The sequence below is a fragment of the Sphingomonas longa genome, assembly GCF_016892685.1.
In the GTDB taxonomy this organism is placed as follows: domain Bacteria; phylum Pseudomonadota; class Alphaproteobacteria; order Sphingomonadales; family Sphingomonadaceae; genus Sphingomonas; species Sphingomonas longa.
Window position 1 is genome coordinate 303,475 of record NZ_JAFEMC010000002.1, and the last position, 26,699, is coordinate 330,173.

The following is a 26,699-nucleotide window of genomic DNA, read 5'->3' on the forward strand; positions in this document are numbered from 1 at the left end:
ACTGCAACATGAAATCGCCGACATGGGGCACATATGGAAAGGGCGGCCCTCTCGGACCGCCCTGTCGTTCCACCGATCTCGGTACCGGCTTACTTCGGCGACAGCACCATCAGCATCTGCCGACCTTCCATCCGCGGATAGGCCTCGACCTTGGCCACGTCGGCGACCTGTTCGGCCACCCGTTGCAGCACGGCCATGCCCAGCTGCCCGTGGCTCAGTTCGCGTCCGCGGAAGCGCATCGTCACCTTCACCTTGTCGCCCTCGCCGATGAACTCGACCACCTTCTTCATCTTGGTGTCGTAGTCGTGGTCGTCGATGTTCGGACGCATTTTGATCTCCTTGATCTCCTGCGTCTTCTGCGACTTGCGGGCGAGGTTCGCCTTTTTCTGGGCCTCGTACTTGAACTTGCCGACGTCCAGGAACTTGGCGACGGGCGGATCGGCGTTCGGCGAGACCTCGACCAGATCGAGCCCGACTTCCTGTGCCGCAGCGATAGCCTCCCGCGTGTACATGACACCGAGATTCTCGCCCTCGTGATCGATCACGCGGACCTTCTGGCTCTGGATCCATTCGTTGAAACGAGGACCGTTCATCGGCGGCGCCTGGTTCGGCCGGCGCATCATGGGAGGACGTATGGGTATTGCTCCTGTGGTTGTTGATACGGCATATAGTGTTTTTCCGACGCTCGCGAAAGATGCTGATGCTCTGCTAGCCCCTTCCGTAAGGCGGGCGGTAGGAACGGGCCTTTCCATCAGCGTCACCGTCGCGACGAATCCGCTTTTCAGAGGGGAGGGAGGAACCTCACCGCAGATCCGGCGGGGTCGCCTCCGCCACCAGCATCGCGATCGCCTCGTCCAGCGTCAGGATCTCCTGCGCCTGGCTGCCCAGCCGGCGCAGCGCGACCTTGCCCTCCTCGGCCTCGCGCTTGCCGACGACCAGCAGGTTCGGGACCTTGGCCAGCGAATGCTCGCGCACCTTGTAGTTGATCTTCTCGTTGCGCAGGTCGGTTTCGACGCGGAGGCCCGCCTTCGCCAGCTTCGCCTGCACGTCGCGCGCATAGTCATCGGCATCCGACACGATCGTCGCGACGACCGCCTGCACCGGTGACAGCCAGAGCGGGAAACGGCCCGCATGATGCTCGATCAGGATGCCGATGAAGCGCTCGAACGTGCCGAGAATGGCGCGGTGGAGCATGATCGGGCGGTGGCGATTGCCATCCTCGCCGACATAGCTGGCATCGAGTCGCTCGGGCAGCACCGTGTCGGTCTGGATCGTGCCGACCTGCCACGTCCGACCGATCGCGTCGGTCAGGTGGAACTCCAGCTTCGGCGCATAGAACGCACCCTCGCCGGGCAGTTCCTCCCAGCCATATTCGGCCGTGTCGCGTCCCGTCGCCGCGACCGCATCGCGGAGCGACTGCTCCGCCCAATCCCACATCGCCTCCGACCCGAAACGCTTTTCGGGCCGCAGCGCCAGCTTGATCGCATAGCTGTCGAAGCCGAGATCCTTGTAGACCGAGTCAAGCAATTCGCAGAACTTGCGGACCTCGTCGACCAGCTGGTCCTCACGCACGAAGATGTGCGCGTCGTCCTGCGTGAACTGGCGGACGCGCATGATGCCGTGCAACGCGCCATGCGGCTCGTTGCGGTGGCAGCAACCGAATTCGGCCATGCGGATCGGCAGATCGCGATACGACTTGATCCCCTGCTTGAAGATCAGGACGTGCGCCGGGCAATTCATCGGCTTCAGCGCCATCAGGTCGCCTTCGCCGGACAGGACCGCGCCCTCTTCCTCGGTGTTCGGCACTTCGTCCGGCACCACGAACATGTTCTCGCGATACTTGCCCCAGTGGCCCGACTGCTCCCACTGGCGCGCGTCCATGAGCTGCGGCGTCTTCACCTCTTCGTAGTCGGCGGCGTCGAGGCGGCGGCGCATATACGCCTCCAGCTGCCGCCACAGGATGAAGCCCTTGGGGTGCCAGAACACCGACCCCTGCGCCTCCGACTGGAGATGGAACAGGTCCATCTCCGCGCCGATCTTGCGGTGGTCGCGCTTGGCCGCTTCTTCCAGCCGGAACAGATGCTGGTCGAGCTGCTTCTTGTTCAGCCAGCCGGTGCCGTAGATGCGGCTGAGCATCGCGTTCTTCTGGTCGCCGCGCCAATATGCGCCGGACACGCGCGTCAGCTTGAACGCCTGCGGATCGAGCTTGCCGGTGGAGGCCATGTGCGGCCCCCGGCACATGTCGAGCCACTGGCCCTGACGATAGATCGTCAGCTCCTCGTTCTCGGGCAGTTCGGCGGCCCATTCCGCCTTGAACGTCTCGCCCTGCTGCGTCCACGTGTCGATCAACTGCTCGCGCGACCAGACCTCGCGCACGAAGGGTTCGTTGCGCGCGATGATGCGGCGCATCTCCTCCTCGATCGCGGGCAGGTCGTCGTCGGTGAACGGCCGCTCCTTTGGCGCGAAGTCATAGTAGAAGCCGTCGTCGGTCGCAGGGCCGAAGGTGATCTGCGTGCCGGGGAACAGGTGCTGCACTGCCTCCGCCATCACATGCGCCAGATCGTGACGCACCAGCTCCAGCGCGTCCTTCTCGTCGCGCGCCGTCACCAGCGCCAGTTGCGTATCGCCGTCGAACGGCCGCGACAGGTCGCGCACCTCGCCGTCGATCCGCGCCGCCAGCGCCGCCTTCGCCAGCCCCGGCCCGATCGCCAAGGCCACGTCCGCGGGGGTGGTCCCCGGCGCAACCTCGCGGACGGAACCGTCGGGCAGCGTGATGCGGAACATGACAGACATGAAAAACTCGGCTGTTGGGAGGAGAGGCGGCCTTATGCCGTCGCCTGCTCGATATAGGCAAGCAGGGGCGGATCGCCTAGCGTAGCCCAGCATTTCCGCCGTTTTTGGCGGGCGCACGGGAGCAGATTGACGATATGCGTGCGCGATCGGGAACTTACACAGCGCGTCGGACGCGAATCGGGGCAACCGGGACACGCAACCGCGTCGTGGCGATCGCAGCGTCGATGGCGACACCGGTTGCTGCGCAGGAGGTTCCTCCGTCGACCTCCACCGAGTCCTCCGCCGAAATCGTCATCGAAGGCAAAAGGCTGGATGATCGTTCGATCGTCGGTACGACCCAGCCGCTCGCGGTGTTCGATGCGACCGCCTTGCAGGGGCTGGGCACGACGTCGCTCGCGGACATGCTCAAGAAGTTGCAGTCGCTGACCCGCTCTCCGTCCGGCGAGCCGCCGATCCTGCTGCTCAACGGGCGCCGCATCTCCGGGTTCGAGGAGATGCAGGACCTGCCGTCCGAAGCCGTCGAGAAGTTCGAGATCCTCAGCGAGGCGGACGCGACCCGCTTCGGCTATCCCCCGACCCGGCGCGTGGCGAACATCATCACGAAGAGGCGCTTCCGCTCGCTCGAACTGGAGCAGCAGAGCAATAGTACGACCGAGGGTGGCGGCACCGGCATCCTCGCGCGGGCCGCCGCGACGCGGCTCGACGGGCCGCGCCGCCTGACGCTCGGCGCGCGGGGGGAGCGGCGGCTGGCGATCACGGAGGCGCAGCGCGATCTCGATCCGCTGCCCGGCCTGACGCCGCGGTCGATCGCCGCCGCTTCCCGCACCATTCGCGGCAACGGAGCCTGGGCGGTCCCGCTCGGCCGCACGACCAGCCTGTCGTTGTCCGGATCGACCGAGCGACAGGCGGACCTGTCGCTGCTCGGCGTCGCGATCGGCTCGGCGGACGCTGCGCGCCAGCGGTCGGTCATCAGCACGACGACGGGCGGCATCGCGGTGAATGGCTCGCTCGGCGAATGGACCTGGAACGGCACCGGCAGTGCCACGAGTCTCGCGGCGACCATCGCTACGCTGGGCGGCGAGCCGGCGCAGGCGCTGCGCACCCGGTCGGCGACGCGGACGCTCTCGACCAAGCTCGTCGCCAACGGCCCGCTCGTGACGCTTCCTGCCGGAGACGCGACGCTGGCGCTGGCGCTCGACAGGGACGAGTCGCGCAGCCGTCGGGCGGGCGCCTCCGCCGCCGACGCGCGCACCTTCAACCGCCGCACCAGCGCGGCGACGGTCACCGCAAGCCTGCCGATCGCCTCCGCCCGCCTGGGGGTGCTGTCGATGCTGGGCGACGTGACCGCGACCGCGACCGGCGGCATCGGGCATGTGACGGGCGGCGGTACCTACCCCCGCGTCGCCGCGACGCTCGGCTGGCAACCGATCGCCGCGGTCCGGCTGGGCGGCAGCGTCGACCGCAGGCAGACGCCGCCTTCGGTCAACCAGCTCTTCGATCCGGTCCGCTCCTTCCCGAACGTCCCCTATTTCGACAATCTCACCGGCCAGACCGTGCTGGTCGACGTGATCGGCGGCGGCAACGCTCGCCTCGCGCCGGAACGACAGCGGCGAAGCGCGATCGACCTGACGCTCAAGCCGTTCGCGAAGCGCGAGCTGACCCTGGCCGTAACCTATGCCACGACCGACATCATCGATCAGGCCGCCTATGTGTCGCAGCCGACACCGCTGGTCGCCGCGGCCTTTCCGACGCTGTTCACGCGTGATGCGAACGGGCGGCTGCTGTCCGTGGACAGTCGCCCCGTGAACCTTGCGCGCGAACGCCGCCGGGAACTGACGGCGAACCTCGGATGGGCCGGTCCGCTCGGCGCACAGCCGATGCTGCCCATGCCGCCGCCGCCGGGGACGGAACCCGGCCCGCCCCCGGCGATGCCGAGCGAACCGTTCTTTCTGTTCGCCAACGTGTCGCCCACGCTGCGCCTCGCCAACCGGCTGATGTTGGTGGACGGCCAGCCCTCGCTCGATCTGCTCGACGGCGATGCGTTCGGCGGCAGCGGCGGCCGTCCCCGTTTCGAGGGCAACGCCTTTGCGGCCCTGTCGCGGGGCGGCATCTCCGGAACGTTCGACCTCCAGTGGCGCTCCGCCACCCGCGTCCGTGCCGATCTCGCCGCGGCCGATCTGCGCTTCGGCAGCTTGTTGACGATCGGCACCTCCCTGATCGTGCCGCTGGCGAAGATCACGGGCGGCCAGCATTGGGGCAAGGGGGTGCAGATCGCGCTCAACGCCCGCAACCTGTTCAACGAGCGCCAGCGCGTCCGTGACCGTGACGGGATCACCCCGATCGGCCTGCGCCCCGCCTATCTCGACCCGTTCGGCCGTTCGGTGATGGTGTCGCTGCGTAGCCTGTTCTAAGGGGGCGCCCTGTTCTGAAGGGGCGCCCTGTTTCGAGCAGGCGGTTTGTTCCGACGATCAGGCGATTCCGAACGGCACGACGTAGTTGTCCTGCGTGTGCCCCACCCGCGCGCGGCCCAGATACGGCACGCCCATGTCGCGGCACCAGCGCGCCATCATCGCCTCCAGCGTCTCGCCCCACGGCGGATCGTTCTCGACGATATCGTTGACCACGCCCAGCCGCACTCCGGCGATCCCCTTCAATTGTGTCGCATTGGCTACCGTGAACAGCATCCGGTCGACGCGGTACAGCGGCTCCGACACCTCCTCGATGATGAGCACGTGGTCGGTCAGGTCGGGCAGCCACGGCGTCCCGATCAGCGCATCGAGGATGGCGAGGTTGAACGCCGCCGCCGGCCGCCCGCCCAGATCGGGTTCCAGCCCCTGCCGGTCGCCGCGCACCAGCCAGCCCAGCGTCCGCGCGACCGTCTCGTCGCCCTTGTTGCGGTTGATGTCCGTCGCCATCGGCGCGTGCACCGGCCGCCCGATCCGCCGCGCGTACAGGGCACCGAGCAGGAACCCCATGTCCGAATAGCCCGCATACGCCTTGCGCGCCGCCGCCGGTCCCAGATTCGGCATCACCTCCGCCAAAATGCGGTTCGACCCGTACCCGCCGCGCGCGAACCACACCGCATCGACCGCGGGATCGTTCGCCACCGACAGGAACGTCGCCGCGCGCAGCGCATCGCTCCCCGCGAAATGCCCCGCGCTCTCGAAGCATTGCGGGTGGAAGATCAGGTCCACCTCCGGATAGGCGATCGCCGCAAACGCCCCCGCGCGTGCGGCGACGACCGGATCGATCGGCCGGCCGGGCGCTACGACGGTGATCTTCATGGTCTTGCGTTCCTTATGATCACGAACTTCTTCCACCCCGGCGAAGGCCGGGGTCCAGTCGCCGCGCACGCCGTGGGTCTCACTGGCTCCGCCGAGACTGGACCCCGACTTCCGCCGGGGTGGCGGGCAGCGGAGAACGCCCGCATCATGCTCAAAAGCTTGCCCACGCTCCACCGCCGCGATAGCCCGCCCCGATGCACAGCGGCAAATCCTCTTTCTTCGTCGGCATCGGCGGGTCCGGCATGATGCCGCTGGCGATGATCGTCCGCGCGCGCGGCGGCATTGTCGCGGGTTCCGATCGCGGCCTAGACCAGGGCCGCACCTCCGCCAAGTTCGACGCGCTCCGCGCCGCCGGCATCGCGCTGTTCGCGCAGGATGGCAGCGGCGTGACCTCCGCCGATCAGATCGTCATCGCCTCCGCCGCGGTCGAGGCGAGCGTGCCCGACATCGTCGCCGCCGACCGGCTCGGCTGCACGCGTATGACGCGGGCGCAGGTCAATGCCGGCCTGTTCAACGACGCGGCGCTGCCGATCGGGGTCGCCGGCACCAGCGGCAAGTCCACCGTTACCGGCATGATCGGGTATATCCTGCATACGCTCGGCCGCGATCCGACGGTGATGAACGGCGCGGTGATGAAGGACTTCGCGACGCCCGACGCCCCGTTCGCCAGCGCACTGGTCGGTCGCGGTGACGCCTTCGTCAGCGAAGTCGATGAAAGCGACGGCTCGATCGCGCTATACCGCCCTGCGGTCGCGGTGCTCAACAACGTCACGCTCGATCACAAGGGGCTGGACGAACTCCGCCAGCTATTTGGCGACTTCGCCCGCGCCGCCCGCCACGTCGTCGCCAACGCCGGCGATGCGGAAACCGCGGCGCTGCTGGCGACGCTGCCGCGGGACACGCTCACGACCGTTGCGGTGGAAGGGGAGGGCGATCTCGTCGCCCGCAACCTGTCGCCCGAACCGTTCGCGATCGGGTTCGATCTGATCGGCGCTGAAGGCGACCACCACATCCGCCTTTCGGTCCCGGGCCGCCATAACGTCTCTAATGCGCTCGCCGCGATCGGCGCCTGCGTCGCGGCCGGCGTCCCGCTCGCCGACGCCGCCCGCGCGATCGAGGGCTTCACCGGCCTTCGCCGCCGCTTCGACCTCGTCGGGCAAGCGAACGGCATCGCCGTCATCGACGATTTCGGCCACAACCCGGACAAGATCGCCGCCACGCTCGACACGCTGCACGCGCATCCCGGCCGCCTGCTGATCCTCTTCCAGCCGCACGGCTACGGCCCCCTCAAGCAAATGGGCCGCGAACTGGCGCAGACCTTCGCCGACCATCTCGCGGGCGAGGACGTGCTGACGATCCCCGATCCCGCCTATTTCGGCGGCACCGTCACGCGCGAGGTCGGCAGCGCCGACATCGTCGCCCGCATCGCCGCCGCCGGCCGAACCGCCCACCACGACCCCGATCGCTCGGACGCAGCTTCGCGCCTCGTCGCCCTGGCCCGGCCCGGCGACCGCATCGTGGTGATGGGCGCCCGCGACGACACGCTGAGCGGATTGGCCGCGGACATGCTGGCAAACCTGTAAATCCTCCCCTGCAAGGGGAGGTGGCAGGCCGCAGGACTGACGGAGGGGCAGCCACAGGCGACACGGCGAGCGGCTGCCCCTCCGTCACGCCTGCGGCGCGCCACCTCCCCGTGCCGGAGAGGATCGACAGCCAACGCTGGATCACTCCGCGCCTTCCGTCTACGCTGGCGCCTGCAAAGGAGCAGACCGGCGATGAACCCCTTCACCGACCACCCCGCCGCCGTCGGCGAAAGCTACGGCCAGCATTTCGTCGTCGCCACCCGCTTCGGGCTGCGGATGATCGCCGGCGGCGTCGGTGCGATCATCCACGGTGTGTTCCCGTTCCTCTGCACCACCACCGGCAGCCGCGCGATCAAGACGCTGCACGGCGAGATCGTCGCCAAGCGCGACGGCGAAGTGCAGACGCGATCGGTGGAATTCATCATCTGACCGGATGCCGCCGTTCGTGCTTCCGCGGTTGCACGGACGACGGCGCAACCTGTCCTACACGGCTCGCCCGATCTATACCGCGCCGCATGGCCACCACCCCAACAACGCCCGCCGATCACCCCGACACCAGCCGCGCCGTACCGAAGTGGAGGCCAGCGTCCCGACGCCTCCACTTCCTCCACTTCGCCCGGATTCCAGCATGACCCAGCCGCACCGCCTCGCCTTCCACCACACCGCCGGCACCGGCCCGACGATCGTGTTCCTGCCCGGCTACGCGTCGGACATGCAGGGGTCGAAGGCGCTGGCTCTGGAGGCGTGGGCGAAGACGGAGGCGCGCGCCTTCCTGCGCTTCGACTATGCCGGCTGCGGCCAGTCGGAGGGGGATTTCAAGGACCAGACGCTGGCCGGCTGGCTCGGCGATACGCTGGCGATGCTGGACGAGGTGGCGAAGGGTCCGGTCGTGCTCGTCGGCTCGTCGATGGGCGGCTGGCTGATGCTGCTCGCGGCAAAGGCCCGGCCCGATCAGGTGAAGGCGATGGTCGGCATCGCGCCCGCGCCGGACTTCACCGACTGGGGCTTCACGATGGACGAGAAGATGGCGATGCTCCAGACCGGTCGCCTCGAACGGCCCAACCCCTACGGACCGCTGCCGACGCTTTATACGCGCGCCTTCTGGTCGTCGGGCGAGGCGAACCGGCTGATGTTCGGGATGATCCCGTTCGCCGGTCCGGTCCGCCTGCTGCACGGTCAGCAGGACAAGGACGTGCCGTACCAGCGCACGATCCGGCTGGCGGAACTGATCGCGAATGACGACGTGCAGATCACCCTCGTCAAGGACGGTGACCATCGCCTGTCGCGCGACGCGGACCTCGCGCTGCTGATCCGCGCCGTCGGCGACGTAACGGACCTAGTTCAAGGCTGATCCGTTCCGCCCCAGACCTTCCACGGAGTTCTCGCGTGAAATACCTGCACACCATGATCCGCGTCGCCGACCCGGACAAGACGATCGCCTTTTTCGAACTGCTCGGCCTGAAGGAAGTGCGGCGGCTGGAAAGCGAGAAGGGCCGCTTTACGCTGATCTTCCTTGCCGCGGATGCCGACATGAACGCACCCAGCGAACGCGCAGAGGCGGAGGTCGAACTGACCTACAACTGGGATGCGGAGGAGTATTCGGGCGGGCGCAACTTCGGCCACCTCGCCTACCGCGTCGAGGATATCTACGCGACCTGCCAGCGACTGATGGACGGCGGCGTCACGATCAACCGCCCGCCGCGCGACGGCCACATGGCGTTCGTGAAGACGCCCGATGGCATCTCGATCGAGTTGCTGCAGGACGGCACGCTCGACCCCGCCGAGCCATGGGTGTCGATGCCGAACACCGGAACCTGGTAACGTGTCGGGGCTGGAGATCGTCCGCGTTCCCGTGCTCTCGGACAATTATGCCTGGCTGATCCACGACACGAAGACGGGTGAGGTCGCGGTCGTCGATCCGGGCGAGGCCACACCCGTCCTCGCCGCGGCGAAAGCGCGCGACTGGACGATCAGCCAGGTCTGGACGACGCACTGGCATCCCGATCACACCGGCGGCAACGCCGACATGAAGGCCGCCGGCGCGACGATCACCGGTCCGGGCGCGGAGGCGGCGAAGATCCCGACGCTCGATACGCAGGTCGGGGAGGGCGACGTCGTCCGCATCGGCAGCCACACGGGTCATGTCCTGTCCGTGCCCGGCCATACCGCCGGGCATATCGCCTTCCATTTCGCGGACGACGCGCTGATCTTCACCGGCGACACGCTGTTCGCGATGGGCTGCGGCCGCCTGTTCGAAGGACCGCCGGCCGATATGTGGCGCAACATGGAGCGCTACGCCGAACTGCCGGACGCAACGAAGGCCTATTGCGGTCACGAGTACACGGTGTCCAACGCCGCCTTCGCCGCCCATGTCGATCCGGACAACGCCGCGATCGCCGAGCGCAAACAGGCGGTGGAGGCTCAGCGCGCGGAAGGCGAGGCGACGGTGCCGTTCACGATCGGGGAGGAGCGGGCCACCAACCCCTTCCTGCGTGCGGGCAGTGCCGACCGGCTGGGCGAGTTGCGGGCGATGAAGGATGCTTTTCGCGGTTGATGCGTTGGGGATGTGGAGGATGATGTCATGAAGCCGTTGATCCCGATCGCCGCACTTGCCCTGCTCGGCGCCTGTGCCGCGACCCCCGCCGAAACCGCCCGCGCCACGGCGGTCGCGCAGGGCGACGCAGACCGTCTCGCCAAGGCGTTGAAGGGGTTCGTCCCCGGTCGTAAATCGTCGTGCGTGCCTTCGATCCGCTCTGCGCGAACGGAGGTATACGGTCCCACGCTGCTCGTCCGCGACAGCGTCGGCAGCAGCCCGATCTACATCGCCGACACGGGCGGCGGCTGCGAGCGCGCGGCCCGCGGCGATATCATCGTGACGGTGCGGTCGTTCGGCCAGATGTGTTCCGGCGACATCATCCAGACGCGCGACCAGACGCAGGGCTTCTTCACCGGAAGCTGCTCGCCCGGCGAGTTCACCGAATATCGAAAGGCGAAATGATGCGCGCCCTGCTCCTCGCCGCCCTCGCGCTGCCTTTGCTGGCGGCCAAGTCCGACCCGCTCGCGGGCCGCATAGCCGGCCCACCCGAAAACTGCCTCACCCTGACGACGCAGCAGGGTCTCTACATCGCCGACGAAAACCTGATCCTTGCTCAACAGACCGGTCGCCGGATCTGGAAAGCGAATACGATCGGGCGATGTTCGATGCAGGCACTCGATACGCTGATCGTCGATGTCTACGGCAGTCAGGTCTGCCGCAACGATCGTTTCCGGGTGCTGCGGGCCGGCACCTCGATCCCAAGCCAATATTGCCGGTTCGAAAGCTTCACCCCGTACGAGAAGCCGCCGAAGAATTAAGCGGCCAGTTCGACCGCTTCGCCCGCCGCGGCATTGACCAGCCGCTTCTCCAGCGTCCTCAGCCGCTGCGGTGCGGTGATCCGGTCCCCGGTCAGGTCGGTCAGGTAGAAGGTGTCGACCGCGCGCTCGCCGTACGTCGCGACATGCGCGGAGTGGATCGTCACCTTCGACTGGAACAGCGCCTGCGCCAACTGGTTCAACAACGCCGGTCGGTCGCGGGCATTCACCTCGACGACGGTGAACCGGTTGGACGCCTTGTTGTCGATCAACACGTTGGGCTGGATCGCGAACGCATCCGCCCGCGGCCGCACCGCCGGCTTGGCGGTCAACCGGTCGGCCAGCTTGCTGCGGTTCGCCAGCGCATCCTCGATCGCTACCTTCAACCGCGTCAACTGGCTGGTATCCGCGAACGGCCGCCCCAGCGGGTCCTGCACCAGGAAATTGTCGATCGCCATCCCGTCGCGTGTCGTGTGGATGCGCGCATCGATGATGTTTCCCCCGGCAAGGCTGATCGCGCCGGCGATGCGATAGAACAGCCCCGGATGATCCGCCGCATGGATCGTCACCAGTGTCGCGCCACGTTCCGGATAGACCTGCGCGTCGATCGACAGCGGCGTGTCGGCGGCCGTCATCGCCCGTGCGTTATGCGCCAGCACGTCGTCCGGCTCCGCGATCCAGTACGCCTCCGGCAAACGGCGGACATGCTTCGCCAGCGCCGCGTCGCTCCAACCCATCGCCGCCTGCAATCGCGCCTGCTTCTCCGCGATCCGCTCGCTGCGCCCGCGTTGTTTGTGCCCGAGCCGCAGCACCTCCTCCGCGGCGTGGAACAGGTCGGCGAGCAACTGCCGCTTCCACCCGTTCCACGTTCCCGGCCCGACCGCCCGGATGTCGACGATCGTCAGCACCAGCAGCAGCCGCAGGCGTTCGGGTGACGCCACCGTCTCGCAGAAATCGAGGATTGTCTTGAAATCCGACAGGTCGCGCTTGAACGCCGTCGCCGACATCAGCAGGTGATGCCGCACCAGCCACGCGACGGTCTCCGTTTCCGCCGGGTTCAGTCCGAGCCGCGGCGCCAGCCGCAGTGCCACCTCCGCCCCCAGAATCGAGTGATCGCCACCGCGCCCCTTGGCGATGTCGTGGCACAGCACCGCCACGCGCAGCGCCCTGCGCGACACGATCTGACCAATGATCGCGGTGGCGAGCGGATGATCCTCCTTCAGTGTCCCCGCCTCGATCCGCGCGAGCAGGCCGATCGCCTGAATCGTGTGCTCATCGACGGTGAAGTGGTGGTACATGTCGAATTGCATCTGTGCGACGACGCGGCCGAAATCGGGCACGAAGCGACCGAATACGCCGGCCTCGTTCATCCAGCGCAGCACCAGTTCGGGATCGCGCGGGCTGCACAGCACGTCCAGGAACAGCGCGTTGGCGCGCGGATCGCGGCGGATGCCGTCGACCAGCTTGGCGTCGCGGGCGGCGGCGCGCATCGCCAGCGGGTGGATATCCACCTCGTTCGCATCCGCCAGCGCGAAGATCTCGATCAGCCGTACCGGGTCCTCGGCGAAGAACTGGTCGTTCGGTAGACCCAGCCGCCCGCGATCGAGCACGAAGCCCTTCAGCCGCTTCGGGCTGCGACGGATGCCGGGAAATCCGAACCGCCGCCCACGCGCCGCGAACCGCTCGTCCAGATGCGCGAGGAATACGCCCGTCAGCGTGCCAACCGTCTTCGCGTGCAGGAAGTACAGCTGCATGAACCGTTCGACTGCCGGCTTTCCCGCCGCATCGCGGAACCGCATCCGCGCCGCGACCTCGCGCTGCACGTCGAAGGTCAGGCGATCTTCGGCTCGTCCGGTGATGACGTGCAGATGGCACCGCACCGCCCACAGGAATTCGTCGGCGCGATGGAATTGCCGATATTCGGCGGGCGTGAACAGCCCGACGTCTACCAGTTGTCGCGCCCGTTCCACGTTGTAGACGTATTTGCCGATCCAGAAGAGCGCGTGCAGGTCGCGGAGCGATCCCTTGCCCTCCTTCACGTTGGGTTCGACCACATAGCGCGTGTCGCCCATGCGCCGGTGACGGGCATCGCGCTCGGCCAGCTTGTCCGCGATGAACTGACGCTCGGTGCCGCGCTGCACCTCGTCGGAGAAGCGCTTTTCCGCCTCGTCCGCCAGCGCCTGATCGCCGACTACGAACCGTCCTTCGAGCAAGGCGGTGCGCACCGTCACGTCGGCCTTGGACTGCCGGATCATCTCGTCCAGCGACCGGCTGGAATGGCCGACCTTCAGCTTCAGGTCCCACAGGGCGTACAGCACCGTCTCCACCACCTTGGCGGCGCGGGGCGAGGGCGTGTCGCGCGTGAGGAAGCCGATATCGATATCGGAATGCGCCGCCATCTCGCCGCGGCCGTAGCCGCCGACTGCCATCACCGCGATCGGCTCGCGCTCGTCCGGATGCAGCCGCAAGGCGACCGCGAACAGTATCTGCAAGATGCGGTCGATCAGATACGCCTGCGCCGCCGCCGCTTCCAGCCCGCGTGTCGGTCGCTCGGCCAGCCGGCGCGCGATCTCCTCGCGTCCGGCGTCCAGAGCACCGCGCAGCAGCGTGGTCGCGGCGACCGGAAGCTGGTCGATCGGCAACGCCGCCACAGCCTCGGCGAGCGCGCGCCGATCGACGATCGCCTTGCGGTTGGACAGACTTTCGAAGCGATAGGTCATCACAGCGCTACATGGCCGTTCGCCGCCGACAGCGCTAGCCGTCCCGCGCCAGCGCTTTCAGCCGGTACAACGTATCGAGTGCCTCGCGCGGGGTCAGCGCATCGACGTCGATCGCCTCCACCTCGGCGCGGATCGCATCGCACTGTTCCTCCTCGACCGCGGCGGCGGCGGCGAACAGCGGCAGGTCGTCCAGCCCCGCCGCCAGTCCGCCCGTTTTGGCGCGACCGGCTTCCAGCTTCGCCAAGACCGCCTTGGCGCGCGCGACGGTTTGCGGTGCCATGCCGGCGAGCCGCGCCACCGCCAGCCCATAGCTGCGATCCGCCGGCCCGTCCGCCAGCTCGTGCAGCAGCACGAGGTCTCCCTTCCACTCGCGGGCGCGGACATGATGCAGCGACAGCGCGTCGCAGCGTTCCGCCAGCCGCGTCAGTTCGTGATAGTGCGTCGCGAACAGGCAGCGGCAGCGATTGTCTTCGTGAATCGCCTCCACCACTGCCCAGGCGATGGCCAGCCCATCATAGGTCGACGTACCGCGGCCCACTTCGTCGAGGATCACGAAGCTGCGCGGCGTCGCCTGCGCCAGGATCGCAGCCGTCTCGACCATCTCGACCATGAACGTCGACCGCCCGCGTGCCAGATTGTCCGACGCGCCGACGCGGCTGAACAGCCGGTCGATCATTCCCAGCGTCGCGCTGCCGGCGGGTACGTAGCTTCCCGCCTGTGCCAGCACCGCGATCAGCGCATTCTGCCGCAGGAAGGTCGACTTGCCGCCCATGTTCGGACCGGTGACGAGCCACAATCGCGATGTCTCCGACAGCCGGCAATCGTTGGCGACGAACCGTCCGCCCGATCTGGCGACGGCGGCTTCGACCACCGGATGCCGCCCGCCCTCGACATCGAAGCACGGCTCTTCGACCAGTTTGGGCCGCGTCCAGCCGCCTTCGGCGGCGCGCTCCGCGAGTGCCGTGGAGACGTCGATCCGCGCCAGTGCATCGGCGGTCGCGGCAATCGCCTCCCGGTGTGACAGCGCGCGGGCGGTCAGGTCCTCCAGATGCGCGGCTTCCGCCGCCAGCGCGTGTGCGCCGGCCTGTGCGACCTTGCTCGCGACCTCGTGCAGCGCGGGCGTGTTGAAGCGGACGACACCGGCCAGCGTCTGACGGTGCGTGAAGCCGCTGTCCGGCTTCATGAGCGCATCGGCGGCGCGCGCCGGCACCTCAACATGATAACCCAGCACGTTGTTGTGACGTACCTTCAGCGCCGCGACGCCGGTGTTGCTCCGCATCTCGGCTTCCAGCGCGGCGATCGCCCTTCGCCCGCCCGCGCCCGCGTCGCGCAGATCGTCGAGCGCGAGATCGTAACCGGCGGCAATGTAGCCACCGTCGCTCGCCTCGATCGGCGGCGAGGGCACCAGCGCGCGCCGCAACTGGTCGATCAACTCGCCATGCCCCCGCAACCGCGGTGCCAGCTCGGTCAGCAGCGCGGGGGGCTCGCCCGACCCCAGCCGCTCGCCGAGCGACCACGCGCCGTCCAGCCCGTCCCGAAGCTGGCCCAGATCGCGCGGTCCGCCCCGTCCGGCGACGAGACGCCCCAGCGCCCGACCGATGTCGGGCAAGGCGCGCAACGCCGCGCGCACCTTCTCGCGCTCCGCCTCGTCGTCATGGAAATGCCGGACGAGGTCGAGCCGCGCGTCGATCGCGCCACGCTCCACCAGCGGCGCGCCCAGGTCGCCCGCCAGCAACCGCGCCCCTGCGCCGGTGGCGGTCCGATCAATTGCGTCGAGCAGCGACCCCTTGCGCTGGCCCGATGCGGTCTGAGTCAGTTCCAGGCTTTCGCGCGTCGCCGCATCGATCGCCATCGTGTTCGCTGCCCGGTGCAGCACCGGCGCGCGCAAGAACGGCAGTGCGCCCTTGGCGGTATGATCCAGATAGGCGACGAGGCCACCGGCCGCGGCGAGTTCCGCGCGCCCGAACTGTCCGAAGCCGTCCAGCGTTGCGACCGCGAACAGGCGTTTCAGCCGCGCCTCTCCCGCGCCGCTGTCGAACTCCGCCTTCGGCCGCAGTGTCGTCGCCAGCTCCGCCACGCCGCTGGTATCCGCCGCAACGACCTCCGCCGCACCGAGCCTTGCCAACTCCGCCGGTACGCTGGCTTGATCCAGCGCGATTACCACGAACCGGCCCGTCGACACGTCGGCCGCCGCCAGCGCGACGTCTCCCGCCGCCTCGCCGATCGCGACGCACCAATTGTCCGCCCGTGAGTCGAGCAGGGCCTCTTCGGTCAGCGTGCCGGCCGTCACGACGCGGACGATCGCCCGGTTGACCAGCGCCTTCGACCCGCGTGCCTTGCGCGCCGCCTCCGGACTTTCGGTCTGCTCCGCGATGGCGACGCGGTGGCCGGCCTTGATCAGGCGTTGCAGGTACGCGGTCGCGGCATGCACGGGCACGCCGCACATCGGCACCTTCTCGCCTTCATGCTCCCCACGCGCCGTCAAAGCGATGTCGAGCACCGCCGCTGCAATGCGCGCGTCTTCGAAGAACATCTCGAAGAAGTCGCCCATGCGGTAGAAGAGCAGGCAATCCTGCGCCTCCGCCTTCAGGGCGTGATATTGCGCCATCATCGGCGTCGGTGTGGGGTTCACGGGAGAACCGCCGCGGCCCGACGTGCGCAGTACCAAATCGTAGTGATCGTCACTTGATGTTCGTGACGCTGGCAGGACAGCAGGCGACGCACGGGGCGATCAGCAACGTGAGATCACGCATGTGGGGCGACAGATGGACGGACTCTGGCTTCATCGCTTCCGACATACGCATGGCCACACCGGGTTGAAACCCCCCGCCCAAAGCCCGTAGAGGCCGTAGGGTAATTCGGGAGAGGCCGCCGCCATGTCAGACGCCGTCAACGTCCAGTTCTCCGAGCGCGAGGCGCTGCTGTTCCATTCGGAGGGGCGGCCGGGCAAGATCGAGATCATCGCGTCCAAGCCGATGGCGACGCAGCGCGATCTGGCGCTTGCCTATTCGCCCGGCGTCGCGGTGCCGGTGCGCGCCATCGCCGAAGATCCGGCGACCGCATATGATTATACCGCCAAGGGCAACCTCGTCGCGGTCATCTCCAACGGCACCGCCATCCTCGGCATGGGCAATCTCGGCGCGCTGGCGTCCAAGCCGGTGATGGAAGGCAAGGCGGTGCTCTTCAAGCGCTTCGCCGATGTCGATTCGATCGACATCGAGCTGAAGACCGAGGATGTCGATCGCTTCATCGACGCGGTCGAGCTGATGGAGCCGACATTCGGCGGCATCAACCTAGAGGACATCAAGGCGCCCGAGTGCTTCATCATCGAGCAGACGCTGCGCGAGCGGATGAACATCCCCGTCTTCCATGACGACCAGCACGGCACCGCGATCATCACCGCGGCGGGCCTCATCAACGCCTGCCTGCTGACAGACCGTAACCTTGCCGACGTGAAGGTCGTGGTGAACGGCGCGGGTGCTGCGGCGATCGCCTGCACCGAACTGATCAAGGCGATGGGCGTACGCCACGACAACGTCATCATGTGCGACCGTTCGGGCGTCATCTACCAGGGCCGTACGGATAGCATGGACCAGTGGAAATCGGCGCATGCGGCGATCACCGAGGCACGGACGTTGACCGAGGCGCTGCACGGGGCCGACGTATTCCTCGGCCTGTCGGCGGCAGGTGCGCTCCACCCGGATATGGTCGCGGACATGGCCCCTGCGCCGATCATCTTCGCGATGGCCAATCCGGAACCCGAGATCCGCCCCGAACTCGCCAAGGCGGCGCGGCCGGATGCGATCGTCGCCACGGGGCGGTCGGACTACCCGAACCAGGTCAACAACGTCCTCGGCTTCCCTTTCATCTTTCGCGGTGCGCTCGACGTCCGTGCCACCGGCATCAACGATGCAATGAAGATCGCTGCGGCAAACGCCATCGCGGAGCTGGCCCGTCAGCGGGTGCCGGAGGAGGTCGCGATCGCGTACGGCACGCGGCACAGCTTCGGGCCCGAATACATCATCCCGGCACCGTTCGACCCGCGTCTGATGGAGGTCGTGCCCGCCGCGGTCGCCAAGGCGGCGATGGACTCCGGTGTCGCGACCAAGCCCATTCTGGACATGGAGCGCTATCGCCAGTCGCTGCGCGAGCGGTTGAACCCCACCACCTCGCTGCTGACGCTCGCCTATGAGGGCGCACGCGCCCACCCCAAGCGCGTGCTGTTCGCGGAGGGCGAGGAGGAGGTCGTGCTGCGCGCCGCGATCGCGTTCAAGGAGGGCGGCTACGGCACCCCCGTCCTGGTTGGGCGCGACGACGTGTACGACCGACTGAAGGCGCTCGGCGTGACCCGGCCGGAGGAGTATGAGGTTCACAACAGCCGCCATTCGCCGCTCGTCCCGAAGATGGTCGACTTCCTCTACAAGCGCCTGCAGCGCCGTGGCTTCCTGCACCGCGATGCGGAGCGGATGATCAATCAGGACCGCAACATCTTCGGCGCGGTCATGCTGCAACTCGGCGAGGCGGATGCGATGATCACCGGCATCACCCGCACCTGGGCGCACACCATGCGCGAGGTGAAGCGCGTGATCGATCCGGAGCCGGGCCGCACGCCTTTCGGCATTCACATCCTCGTCGGGCAGAGCCATACGGTCTTCATCGCTGACACCACGGTCAACGAGCGACCATCGGCGGAGGAGCTGGCCGATATCGCCGAACAGACCGCGCAGGTCGCGCGCCGGATGGGCCACGAGCCCCGCGTCGCGTTCCTCAGCTATTCGACGTTCGGCAATCCCGAAGGGCGGTATCTGGAGAATGTTCGTGCCGCGGTCGGGGTGCTCGACGGGCGTCAGGTCGGCTTCGAATATGAGGGCGAGATGTCGCCCGACGTGGCACTCAACCCCAAGCAACTGGCGAATTACCCGTTCGCGCGGCTGTCGGGTCCGGCCAACGTGCTGGTCATGCCGGGGCTGCAATCCGCGAACATCTCGGCGAAGCTGTTGCGCGAACTGGGAGGCGACAACATGATCGGGCCGATGCTGATCGGGATGGAGAAGCCCGTGCAGATCGCGCCGATGACCTCGACTGCGAGCGAACTGGTGACGCTGGCGGTGTTGGCGGCGGGCGGGATCGCTCGCTGAACTGCCGCTACGACGCCTCCAGTGCCACGCCGGCTCAGCCGGGGCCCAGTTGCTACCAACATAGTTCGAGTATGATGTCCGCACTCACATCGACGTTTGCAACCGGACCCCGGCCTTCGCCGGGGTGGGGCAGGGCGGTCGTGGTCTCGGCGCTGCTGATGCTGACGGCCGCCGTCCCGCAGACCGGCCCGAGGGCCGGGATCGTCCGCGTCAGGCTCGATACGACCGCCGGTCGCATTCTGCTGGCGCTCGACGCTCGCCGCGCGCCGAAGACGGTCGAGAACTTCATGGCCTATGTCGATGACGGTCGCTTCGACGGAACGACCTTCTATCGCGCAGCGCGGGGCAAGAAGGACCCGAAGACGGGCTTCATCCAGGCCGGCATCCGCACCGACGCGCGCCGCATCCTGCCGCCTTTCCCGCTGGAGACGACGGCCAAGACCGGCATCCGCCACCTCGATGCGACCGTGTCGATGGCGCGCGCTGCATCCCCGGACTCGGCGGGCGGCAATTTCGTCATCACCATCGGTCCCGCGCCGCAGATGGACGCCCGGCCGGACTTCCCGGGCTATGCCGCTTTCGGGCACGCGGTCGGCGGGCTCGATGTCGTGAAGCGCATTCTGGCGTTACCGTCAGGGGGCGGGGTGGATGCATTCAAGGGTCAGATGATCCTGAAGCCGGTGCGGATCATCAAGGCGGTGCGGCTCGACGGCAAGGCGAAGCCGACCAAGCAGCCAAAGGCGTGGTTGCTGACCCCAGCAGGCTAAGCGGCTGTATTCCAAGCGAATCGTTCTGGAAGGTTAGGCTAAGGTTAGGCCAATACGGTGTTTCGGGAACCCGTACGCACCGTCGTCGCCCAACATTTCAAACAGCATGCCCGCGCAGAGCACGATCGATGCTTGGCAATATAGGCTGTCTTCCAACAAAGAAAGTTCGGAGCTTCTGGCGCGGCAAGGGCAGAGGTTCAGCCGTCGATGCTGACCCCCAGCGACGCATGCACCAGCCCCCCATCAACGGTGATCGTTTCCCCGACCACATAGTCGCCGGCGCGCGATGCGAGATAGATCGCCGCGCCCGCCATATCCTCGTCACCGCCGATCCGGCCGGCGGGGATCGACTTGCCGACCGCATCGCCGTGGTCGCGCGCGGCGCGGTTCATCTCGCTGGCAAAGGCACCCGGCGCGATCGAGGTCACGGCGATGCCGTCGCGGATCAGGCGTGCCGCCAGCCGCTTGGTCAGATAGATCAGGGCTGCCTTCGACGCATGATAGCTGTACGTGTCCCACGGGTTCAGCCGCTGACCGTCGATCGAGGTGATGTTGATGACCTTGGCGACACGCTCCGCCCCCGCAGCCTTCAGCAACCCGTGCAGCGATTGAGTCAGGAAGAAGGGGGATTTGACGTTCAGGTCCATGACCTTGTCCCAGCCGCTCTCCGGAAACTCCTCGAACGCCACGCCCCATGCCGCGCCGGCATTATTGACGAGGATGTCGAGCCGCTCCTCGCGCTCGCCCAGTGCCGCGGCCAGCGCGCGGCAGCCATCGACGGTCGACACGTCGGCGGGCAGGGGGATGCAGTCCGGGCCTAGCTCAGCCGCGGTTTCCTCGCATGCGGCCGCCTTGCGCGACGAGACGTAGACCTTCGCCCCCTGCGCGATGAAGCCCGCCGCGATCATCTTGCCGATGCCGCGGCTGCCCCCGGTCACGAGCGCCACGCGGCCGTCCAGCCGGAACAGCGTGCTGGTATCCATATCGTCATCCTCTCGCGCCGGCGGTCCGATCTTCCGGTCCCGCTTATGAAAAGTCCCTCCCGATCTAGTGATCGGAAGGGACTTCGTCATTACGCTTGTGGTGGCGATCAGGCGTAGCTGACCTTCACCGAACGGCGGCGACGCAGCGCGCCACCGGCTGCGCCGATACCGACGATCATCATCGCCCAGCTCGCCGGCTCCGGCACCGTGCCCGCCACGGTGCCGATGTTGCTGACACCGAGGAAGCCCGAACCCGCACCCAGGCTGGGATACAGGCCGTTCTCGCTGCTCTGCACGCCGATCAGGTAGCTGAGGCCGAGGCCCTGCGCCTGGGTGAACAGCAGGTCCAGCGTCTGCCCCGGCATGTTGATGCCGTAGTAATAGGCAAACGTCTTCGATTGCCCCGCGTCGATCGTGCCGAGACCCAGATCGATGCCCGCACCGAGATCTCCGACCTGGTTGCAACCCAACAGGCAGGACGAGGTGAAGGCGGTCGCGGGACTGGCGTTTTCGAAGCCGTTATAGCTTGCCCCGACCACCGAGGTGTTCGTCCCGAGCGGTCCGAACGTATTCTCGTTGAAGGCGGTCGGTGGCACGTCGAGGTCGACGTTGCGGCGGAACACGATACCGCTGATCGCCGTATTCGACGTGTTGGTGACGGTCTGCTGCACCGACAGGATGTTCGGCGCAAAGAAGTTGTAGGCGTGTGTGACGGTCAGACCCAGAGTGGTGGTGGAAACCGCAGTTCCACTGTTCGTACCCGGCGTAAAGACCGTGCCAGTGATGTTGGCCGTTCCGGTGAAAGACTGATCGGCGAACGCACTGCCGACGCTGGACGTGATGCCCCAGGAGTCACGCGGCGTACCGGGCGCGATATAGTCGGAACCGGCAGGGTTACGAAGGCCGACGCCAGTAGCGTAGTCGTAAAGCTCGCCGTTCCGACCGATGCCGACCTGATATTGACCGGTCGCATCCGAGAAGGTCTGTGCCGAGGCGATCTGGGCAAAGCCAGCCAGACCGGCGCTCAGTACCGCCGCAGTCATCATCACAGTCTTCATTTTCATCTCCCCCTTGCATAAAATTCTCGTGGAGTCGCGCACGTCAGCGGGACTTCACGAATTGTTAATCTTAGATTCGACGAAGATTCGCAACCATCTTTTGATGGATGAGCACTGCGATCGTGTCGCGGTTCGTGAATTGGCGCGCAGTTGCGAAGCACTAGACGGCAATGGCCAAATACGATGTACCTGCTATCTTCTTATAGTATCACCAGCAGAAGATAATTTTACCCACTGGTAAGCGAGGGATGCCGTGCCGGTCGATCCTTGCGCACGACGCGGTGAACAACGTCCGAGTCGATCTTGCCGTGGATCGGGAGCGCATGTGATCCGACGAGACGCGATGTCTCCGCGACGCGGATTGATTCAGCAGCGATGGTAGCAAGTCTGATCCAGGATCACGGCGATGCTGGCCCTTTTCAGGCGAGGCTTGGCGGGGAGCCGTGCCACCACTGACCCGCAGCCCACCAGCGCGTCGATCAGTTTCTGGTCTAGGCTCAACCGCAGTGGGACGGAGGGCCGGTGTCGTGCGCGCGTGTCGTTCTCGTCCACGGCCAGCGGGGCATTCCGACAGGCGCAGGTCAAGCGCGGGCTGAGGGGCGAGGAGGAGGCTGGATCGCCCGTCCCGAGTTCGCACCCACGCCAGTACGACGAAAAACCCCCGCCGGACCATGCGGTCCGACGGGGATCTTTCGATCGTCCCGAAGACAGATCAGTCGTTCAGATATTCGCCCGCATCGGCATCCGTGCCGGTGCCCGAGGGCACCACCGCCGCCAGCGGATCGTCACCGGTGCCGGCGTCGTCACGGCGCGAACGCTGCTCCTCCGCCGCCCGCAGTTCGGCTGCGGATTCCGGAGCGACGAGGGCCGCCGACAGCGCCCGCTGCTGCGCCCGGAGCGCCACGTCGCGGCTGGTGGCCGCCACGCGGAGGCGGTTCATGCCCGCACCCGTACCCGCCGGAATCAGACGCCCGACGATCACGTTCTCCTTCAGGCCCATCAGCGTGTCCTGCTTGCCCTGGACCGCCGCCTCGGTGAGGACGCGGGTGGTCTCCTGGAACGACGCCGCCGAGATGAAGCTGCGGGTTTGCAGCGACGCCTTGGTGATGCCGAGCAGGATGGGCTTGCCCTGCGCACGCGCCTGGTTCTTGTCGAGCTTGTCGTTGATCGCGTCCATTTCCTCGCGATCGACCTGCTCGCCCTTCAGCAGCGTGGTGTCGCCGCCGTCGGTGATCTCGACCTTCTGCAGCATCTGACGAACGATCGTCTCGATGTGCTTGTCGTTGATCTTCACGCCCTGCAGACGATAGACCTCCTGGATTTCCGACACGAGATACTCGGCCAGCGGCTCGATCCCCATCGTCTCCAGAATGTCGTGCGGATCGGGGCTGCCGCCGATCAGGTTGTCGCCACGCTTGACGTAGTCGCCTTCCTGAACGTCGATCACCTTCGACTTCGGCACCAGATACTCGACGACGTCGCCGCCATCCTCCGGCTGGATGCCGATCTTCCGCTTCGCCTTATAGTCCTTGCCGAACACGACCCGGCCGGAGACCTTGGCGATGATCGCCGATTCCTTGGGGACGCGCGCCTCGAACAGCTCGGCCACGCGCGGCAGACCGCCGGTGATGTCGCGGGTCTTGGCGCTTTCGCGGCTGACACGCGCGATCACGTCGCCGCCCTGCACCTGCGCGCCGTCCTCGACCGAGAGCGTCGCACCCACCGCCAGCATGTAGCGACCGGCCTCACCCGAGCTTTCGTCGAGCAGGGTCAGGCGCGGACGCAGATCCTCCTTCGACTTGGTCGAGGTACGGTATTCGGTCACGACGCGCTGGGCGATACCCGTGGCTTCGTCGGTCTGCTCGACGAGCGTCTTGCCCTCGATCAGGTCGACGAACTTCACCGTGCCGGGGTTCTCGGTGATGACCGGCATGGTGAACGGGTCCCACTCCGCCATGCGATCACCCTTCGACAGGATGTGACCGTCGTCCATCAGCACATACGCACCGTAGGGGATGCGATGCGTCGACAGTTCGCGACCGTCCATGTCGAGGATCGCGATCTCGCCGGAGCGCGACAGCGTCACGCGGCGGCCACGCTGGTCGACGATCAGGCGCAGGTCGCGGAATTCGGCCTTGCCGTCGACCGGCGATTCCAGGTTCGACTGCTCGTTGAGCTGCGCCGCGCCACCGATGTGGAACGTACGCATCGTCAGCTGCGTGCCCGGCTCGCCGATCGACTGCGCGGCGATGACGCCGACAGCCTCGCCGATGTTGACCGGCGTACCGCGGGCGAGATCGCGCCCGTAGCACTTGCCGCAGACGCCGATCTTGCTCTCGCAGACCAGCGGCGAGCGGATCTTCATCCCCTGGATGCCGATCTTCTCGATCTGCAGGATCATCGCCTCGTCGAGCAGCGTGCCCGTCGGGATCGCGACCTTGCCGGTCTTCGGATCGACCACGTCCTCGGCCGTGGTGCGGCCCAGGATGCGCTCACCCAGCGACGCGATGGTCGAGCCGCCCTGAACGATCGCCTTCATCTCCAGGGCGCGCTCAGTCCCGCAATCCTCCTCGATGATGACGCAATCCTGCGACACGTCGACGAGGCGGCGGGTCAGGTAGCCCGAGTTGGCGGTCTTCAACGCCGTGTCCGCGAGACCCTTGCGGGCGCCGTGGGTGGAGTTGAAGTATTCGAGGACGGTCAGGCCTTCCTTGAAGTTCGAGATGATCGGCGTCTCGATGATCTCGCCCGACGGCTTCGCCATCAGGCCGCGCATGCCGGCGAGCTGCTTGATCTGCGCCTGCGAGCCACGGGCACCGGAGTGCGCCATCATGTAGATCGAGTTGATGTCCTTCTCGCGGCCCTTGTTGGGACCGTCGGTGTAGTGACGGACAGCCTTGATCTCGTTCATCATCGAGTTCGCGACCTGGTCGCCGCAACGGCTCCAGGCGTCGATCACCTTGTTGTACTTCTCCTGCTGCGTGATCAGGCCGTCCTGATACTGCTGCTCGAAGTCCTTCACCTGATCGCGCGTTTCGTCGACCAGCTTCTCCTTGTCCGGCGCGATGATCATGTCATCCTTGCCGAACGAGATGCCCGCCTTGAACGCGTGCCGGAAGCCGAGCGCCATGATCGCGTCGGCGAACAGCACGGTCTCCTTCTGGCCGGTGTGACGGTAGACCTCGTCGATCACGTCGCCCACGTCCTTTTTGGTAAGGAGGCGGTTGACGGTCTCGAACGGCACCTTCGACGACTTCGGGAGCGTCTCGCCGAGCAGCATGCGGCCCGGCGTCGTCTCGAAGCGCTTCATGTACTGCTTGCCGGCCTCGTCCGTCTGCGGGACTCGGCTGATGATCTTGGTGTGCAGCGTCACCGAGCCGGCGTTCAGCGCCTGATGCACCTCCGCCATATCGGAGATCAGCATGCCCTCGCCGGGCTCACCCTCCTTCATCATCGACAGGTAATACAGGCCCAGCACCATGTCCTGCGACGGCACGATGATCGGCTTGCCGTTCGCGGGCGACAGGATGTTGTTCGTCGACATCATCAGGACGCGCGCTTCCAGCTGTGCCTCGAGCGACAGCGGGACGTGCACGGCCATCTGGTCGCCGTCGAAGTCGGCGTTGAACGCGGAGCAGACCAGCGGATGAAGCTGGATCGCCTTGCCCTCGATCAGCACCGGCTCGAACGCCTGGATGCCGAGACGGTGGAGCGTCGGTGCGCGGTTGAGCATCACGGGATGCTCGCGGATCACCTCGTCCAGGATGTCCCAGACTTCCTTGCGCTCCTTCTCGACCCACTTCTTCGCCTGCTTCAGCGTCATGCTGAGGCCCTTGGCGTCGAGGCGCGCGTAGATGAACGGCTTGAACAGCTCGAGCGCCATCTTCTTCGGCAGGCCGCACTGGTGCAGCTTCAGCTCCGGTCCGGTCACGATGACCGAACGACCCGAATAGTCGACGCGCTTGCCCAGAAGGTTCTGGCGGAAGCGGCCCTGTTTGCCCTTGAGCATGTCGCTGAGCGACTTCAGTGGACGCTTGTTGGCACCCGTGATCGTACGACCGCGACGACCGTTGTCGAAGAGGGCGTCGACAGCCTCCTGCAACATGCGCTTCTCATTGCGGACGATGATGTCCGGCGCGCGCAGTTCCATCAGCCGCTTCAGGCGGTTGTTGCGGTTGATGACGCGGCGGTACAGGTCGTTCAGATCCGACGTCGCGAAGCGGCCGCCGTCCAGCGGCACCAGCGGGCGCAGCTCGGGCGGGATGACCGGCACGACCTCGAGGATCATCCACTCCGGACGGTTGCCCGACTCCAGGAAGGACTCGACGACCTTCAGGCGCTTGATGATCTTCTTGGGCTTCAGCTCCGACTTGGTCGTCGCCAGCTCCTCGAGCAGGTCGCGCTTCTCACCCTCGAGATCGAGCGATTCGAGCATGATCCGCACGGCTTCCGCGCCGATGCCGGCCGAGAACGCATCCTCGCCGTACTGGTCCTGCGCGTCGAGCAGCTCGTCCTCGGTGAGGAGCTGGAACTTCTCCAGCGGGGTCAGGCCCGGTTCGATGACGATATACGCCTCGAAGTACAGCACGCGCTCCAGCTGCTTCAGCTGCATGTCGAGCAGCAGGCCGATGCGCGACGGCAGCGACTTCAGGAACCAGATGTGCGCGACCGGCGCGGCGAGCTCGATATGGCCCATCCGCTCGCGGCGGACCTTCGATACCGTGACTTCGACACCGCACTTCTCGCAGACGATGCCCTTGTACTTCATGCGCTTGTACTTGCCGCACAGGCACTCGTAATCCTTGATCGGACCGAAGATGCGCGCACAGAACAGGCCGTCACGCTCGGGCTTGAACGTGCGGTAGTTGATGGTCTCGGGCTTCTTGATCTCGCCGAACGACCACGAACGGATCTTGTCCGGGGACGCGATGCCGATCTGGATCTGGTCGAAGGTTTCCGGCTTGGCGACCGGATTGGCGAAGTTGGTCAGTTCGTTCATGTCGTTTTCCCTCAGGAGGGTAA

At 66.7% G+C, this 26,699-nt stretch carries 18 protein-coding genes; 10 read left to right on the top strand and 8 right to left on the bottom strand.

The window, feature by feature from the left end; translation table 11 throughout:
• Nucleotides 1-89: 89 nt before the first annotated feature.
• Nucleotides 90-623: a translation initiation factor IF-3 gene (gene infC, locus ILT43_RS07550; RefSeq protein ID WP_055841534.1), complete on the bottom strand. Its 534-nt coding sequence runs from the start codon at nt 621-623 to the stop codon at nt 90-92.
• Nucleotides 624-801: 178 nt separating this feature from the next.
• The gene (gene thrS / locus ILT43_RS07555) at nt 802-2,793 is read right to left on the bottom strand and encodes a threonine--tRNA ligase (RefSeq protein ID WP_211534414.1); all 1,992 of its coding nucleotides are present in this window, start codon (nt 2,791-2,793) and stop codon (nt 802-804) included.
• Nucleotides 2,794-3,017: 224 nt separating this feature from the next.
• Here thrS and ILT43_RS07560 point away from each other — a divergent pair, with 224 nt between their 5' ends.
• Nucleotides 3,018-5,204: a TonB-dependent receptor gene (locus tag ILT43_RS07560; protein ID WP_204197512.1), complete on the top strand. Its 2,187-nt coding sequence runs from the start codon at nt 3,018-3,020 to the stop codon at nt 5,202-5,204.
• Nucleotides 5,205-5,261: 57 nt separating this feature from the next.
• On the opposite strand, the gene ILT43_RS07565 is transcribed toward ILT43_RS07560, so the two are convergent.
• Nucleotides 5,262-6,077, bottom strand: coding sequence for an LD-carboxypeptidase (locus ILT43_RS07565; protein ID WP_204197513.1), 816 nt, complete (start codon nt 6,075-6,077; stop codon nt 5,262-5,264).
• Between the two features lie 194 nt (nt 6,078-6,271).
• Here ILT43_RS07565 and ILT43_RS07570 point away from each other — a divergent pair, with 194 nt between their 5' ends.
• From ILT43_RS07570 to ILT43_RS07600, 7 genes are all read left to right on the top strand, one after another.
• Nucleotides 6,272-7,660 carry a UDP-N-acetylmuramate--L-alanine ligase gene (locus ILT43_RS07570; protein ID WP_204197514.1) on the top strand — a complete coding sequence of 463 codons (1,389 nt, stop codon included), beginning with the start codon at nt 6,272-6,274 and terminating at the stop codon, nt 7,658-7,660.
• A 192-nt stretch (nt 7,661-7,852) separates the two neighbouring features.
• Nucleotides 7,853-8,089: a DUF6356 family protein gene (locus ILT43_RS07575; RefSeq protein WP_204197515.1), complete on the top strand. Its 237-nt coding sequence runs from the start codon at nt 7,853-7,855 to the stop codon at nt 8,087-8,089.
• Nucleotides 8,090-8,288: 199 nt separating this feature from the next.
• The gene (locus tag ILT43_RS07580) at nt 8,289-9,011 is read left to right on the top strand and encodes an alpha/beta fold hydrolase (protein WP_204197516.1); all 723 of its coding nucleotides are present in this window, start codon (nt 8,289-8,291) and stop codon (nt 9,009-9,011) included.
• Nucleotides 9,012-9,046: 35 nt separating this feature from the next.
• Entirely contained in the window at nt 9,047-9,481 is a 435-nt protein-coding gene (locus ILT43_RS07585) for a VOC family protein (protein ID WP_204197517.1), read from the top strand.
• A 1-nt stretch (nt 9,482) separates the two neighbouring features.
• Nucleotides 9,483-10,214, top strand: coding sequence for a hydroxyacylglutathione hydrolase (gene gloB, locus ILT43_RS07590; protein WP_204197518.1), 732 nt, complete (start codon nt 9,483-9,485; stop codon nt 10,212-10,214).
• 27 nt (nt 10,215-10,241) lie between these two features.
• Entirely contained in the window at nt 10,242-10,658 is a 417-nt protein-coding gene (locus ILT43_RS07595; RefSeq protein WP_204197519.1) for a hypothetical protein, read from the top strand.
• Complete coding sequence (locus tag ILT43_RS07600; protein WP_204197520.1) at nt 10,655-11,014, top strand: hypothetical protein; 360 nt, start codon at nt 10,655-10,657, stop codon at nt 11,012-11,014. Before ILT43_RS07595 ends, ILT43_RS07600 begins: the two co-directional genes overlap by 4 nt.
• On the opposite strand, the gene ILT43_RS07605 is transcribed toward ILT43_RS07600, so the two are convergent.
• Together ILT43_RS07605 and mutS are read right to left on the bottom strand one after the other, a co-directional pair.
• Nucleotides 11,011-13,731, bottom strand: a complete 2,721-nt coding sequence (locus tag ILT43_RS07605; protein ID WP_204197521.1) for a [protein-PII] uridylyltransferase — start codon at nt 13,729-13,731, stop codon at nt 11,011-11,013. The two genes, ILT43_RS07600 and ILT43_RS07605, sit on opposite strands and share 4 nt — an antisense overlap.
• Nucleotides 13,732-13,765: 34 nt before the next feature.
• Complete coding sequence (gene mutS, locus ILT43_RS07610) at nt 13,766-16,342, bottom strand: DNA mismatch repair protein MutS (protein WP_239474362.1); 2,577 nt, start codon at nt 16,340-16,342, stop codon at nt 13,766-13,768.
• Nucleotides 16,343-16,607: 265 nt separating this feature from the next.
• On the opposite strand from mutS, the gene ILT43_RS07615 reads away from it, so the two are divergent.
• Entirely contained in the window at nt 16,608-18,869 is a 2,262-nt protein-coding gene (locus ILT43_RS07615; RefSeq protein WP_204197523.1) for an NADP-dependent malic enzyme, read from the top strand.
• Between the two features lie 158 nt (nt 18,870-19,027).
• The gene (locus tag ILT43_RS07620; RefSeq protein WP_204197524.1) at nt 19,028-19,636 is read left to right on the top strand and encodes a peptidylprolyl isomerase; all 609 of its coding nucleotides are present in this window, start codon (nt 19,028-19,030) and stop codon (nt 19,634-19,636) included.
• Between the two features lie 197 nt (nt 19,637-19,833).
• Here ILT43_RS07620 and ILT43_RS07625 read toward each other — a convergent pair whose 3' ends face one another.
• From ILT43_RS07625 to rpoC, 3 genes are all read right to left on the bottom strand, one after another.
• Nucleotides 19,834-20,619: an SDR family oxidoreductase gene (locus ILT43_RS07625; protein WP_204197525.1), complete on the bottom strand. Its 786-nt coding sequence runs from the start codon at nt 20,617-20,619 to the stop codon at nt 19,834-19,836.
• A gap of 107 nt (nt 20,620-20,726) precedes the next feature.
• Entirely contained in the window at nt 20,727-21,677 is a 951-nt protein-coding gene (locus ILT43_RS07630) for a PEPxxWA-CTERM sorting domain-containing protein (protein WP_204197526.1), read from the bottom strand.
• 712 nt (nt 21,678-22,389) lie between these two features.
• Nucleotides 22,390-26,676: a DNA-directed RNA polymerase subunit beta' gene (rpoC, locus tag ILT43_RS07635; RefSeq protein ID WP_204197527.1), complete on the bottom strand. Its 4,287-nt coding sequence runs from the start codon at nt 26,674-26,676 to the stop codon at nt 22,390-22,392.
• Nucleotides 26,677-26,699 lie beyond the last annotated feature (23 nt).